Genomic DNA, 2,578 nt, shown 5'->3' with positions numbered 1-2,578 from the left:
TAATGTCCACCAGATTAAAACCGACTTTTTCACACAATGCCTCCAGCTGTTTTTTGCGGGTGCCTTTCCCCCTGGGATTGGAAAAATACACATTCTGGTACTGCTGGCTTTCTTCATGGGCCATCATACGCTGGTACTGTGGATTGGCCTCCAGCTTTTTCATAGCACTCACAAAAGTGCCCGCCCCCTCGCCATGCACCAGCCAGTTGACCCGAGCGTCTCTGGCCATGGCCTGTTGCAGAAGCGCCAGCAGAATACTGGCGTGCTTGTCCGATGAATGCTGATCTTTCTGCCAGAACAGTGAGTAATGGTTATGGAGCTGGTTAATATCTCTTTCTACCAGCTTATAGGCATTACGGATGTGTTCAATCAGCTTTCTTCCAGCGGCCTCTTTGTCTTCAAACTTTCCACTCACCGCAGCATAGTGAATATTGTTCCAGCCATGATCCAGCCCCAGATGTTGCCTGTATTCATTATTCGTTTTCCACTTTTTATCTTCCTGATCGTATTCAACCCGATAGACTCCGGTATTCTGATTGCCTGAAGGTGAAATACTGTCATTGATCTCCAACAGGTAGATGCCCACATCACCCTTGGAGTCGATGGTGTAGTGCAGGCTACCGCCTTCCAGATCCAGTGATTTACTCTCTCCATTGCGCGCTCCTGCCATTGAGCAGAGTTGATAGGCCGTGCGTACAATAATGGTCTTGTAATAGTTACCGGTATGAGTGCGTTTCAGATTTTCCCACAACGGGTAGTGCTGCTTGATCACATAAACATTGCGACTGACGTTGGAGCTTTCATCTTTACGGATAATCAGCTGCCAGGTTCGGTTCAGCTGGCTGATACTGGTCATAACAAATCCCTTGTCGTGTTATTCGTGTGGTTCTTATGGCCTTGTTAACTCTGAGTACGCCTATTCAGGATGCAACTCCGGAGGCTGACTCCCCGGTTTGGTAATCACGGTATCGGGCTCAACTTCATATTCACCCTGCCGCCACTCCGGGTAAACCCAGGGTTCCGGAGTGCGGTATTGGCTTGCCCTGTCATTGGGCCAACGCTTCCTGGCATCATCCAATGCCGTCTGAGCAGAAGGGCTGAGTGAAAGCTGAATACTGTCTATAACCGAGTCCCGCAATTCGTTCATATGTTGCAAACAAGACTCAACCGGGGCATAACCCAGATACCAGAAATTAACCCGGAGGAAAAAACGTTGACCCAGCGGGATAAATAAATGGCTGTCAAAACTGGCGGGCTGACTGGCCAATAGCTCTATGCCTTTCTTTTTGTACTGGGCAAAGTCCATATGCACCTCATGGTAGACCCAACTGTTGCCATTCACCTCTTTAACACGCCAATTAATGGGTGCACTAAAGTAGCCTTTTGTTGGCCTCATAGGATACCGAAAGTACAGATTTCGAATCAGAACCTGCTCGAAATGGTTAGGGTTAAAGCAGCTCATGGACTCGGGCAGGGCATCAGACCGGCAAGCCACCATAGAAAAAGCTACAGTACCTACAGGCTGTTCCCGCCAGACAGGGCCGAATAACTCCCAACTGCGCTTGGTGACTCCCAGGGTCTCAAGCCCTTTCTTCTCATGGAGTTCCTTGAACCGCATATCGCCCAGCTGCTCTATGCTGGTAAAGCTGCGGCTGTCGTAAAGATTGATTTGGGTTTTGACCGGCTCGGCAGGGAACCCCTCATAATCATGATGAGGTGGCAGCTCTATCTTGAGAAGACTGCCCGAGAAGTCTATTTCATACGTTTCCCGCTCATATCGGCCGGGAATCCAGGGGCTTTTACGGGTGGCAAAAAGTCGTTTCAACATCCTGTATCTACTTCTTTTGAGAGACGGTTTGTTTTGAGAGGCGGCTTGGGAAATTTGACACTTCGGTCTGGATTGTTAGCCGATCCAATATTTTCCAAACTGCCTCTGTGAATCAGACTATGCAACTCAGTAACCCGCATATTGCATGAAGTGTCGAGCTTCTCGCTCTGCTATTTTTTCGGCTGACACTTTTTGTCGTCATATTCATGCTTATTGCATGGATCTGACGACAAAATGCTGTCATGGCGGGAAAAGAGCTAGCGAGAAGCCGACAAGCGCCCACATGACAGTTTGTATTTTTGCCATTTTCATCCGTAGCCTTCGATAGACGAGGCTTTTCGCATGAAATCGTAGTGGCTTCATGCAATATGCGGGTTAAACAGTGCCACTGATACTAAACCAGGCCCGGTTAGAACACCATAGTTCTCCAGTTCCCTGCCAGGCATGGTTTAGAATGGGCGCAAGCGCCCTGTGTTATGAAGATCACACTACCTTGATTTTTCCGGTGACAGCGCTGTTGATCAGGGTAGCCCGGTATTCTTTCAGCTTATCGATTTGTTGTTGCTGGAGTGTTATAGCTTTGTCGATTTTTGCTGATTCCTGGCCGATGTGCCCAATAATTTGTGGCTCTTAATGGATTCCGGGGAGTTATCCAAACAGCACCTCCAGAAGACCGGAGAGAGCTGCTTTTCCCCGTTTTCTGATGTTGTGCAGACACTCGAAGAAACCTAAATACAGCGGTAACTTCTC

2 protein-coding genes are annotated in these 2,578 nt (G+C 48.5%); both read right to left on the bottom strand.

The window, feature by feature from the left end; genetic code table 11:
- On the bottom strand, window positions 1–856 hold an 856-nt coding region (locus ACR2PX_RS16005), incomplete at its 3' end, for a hypothetical protein (protein WP_434000356.1).
- Between the two features lie 60 nt (window positions 857–916).
- Window positions 917–1,828 (bottom strand): hypothetical protein, encoded by a 912-nt coding sequence (locus tag ACR2PX_RS16000; RefSeq protein ID WP_434000355.1) that lies wholly within the window; start codon window positions 1,826–1,828, stop codon window positions 917–919.
- Window positions 1,829–2,578: the final 750 nt, after the last annotated feature.

It is taken from the genome of Endozoicomonas sp., assembly GCF_051008435.1.
Classification (GTDB): Bacteria; Pseudomonadota; Gammaproteobacteria; order Pseudomonadales; family Endozoicomonadaceae; genus Endozoicomonas_A.
Note: the sequence above shows the minus strand (reverse complement) of the source record. Positions and strands in the feature narration are given on the sequence as shown.

What these genes read in the sequence shown, in the direction of transcription:
- ACR2PX_RS16000 (WP_434000355.1), bottom strand. Translation starts at nt 1,828, where the DNA reads ATGTTGAAACGACTTTTTGCCACCCGTAAAAGCCCCTGGATTCCCGGC.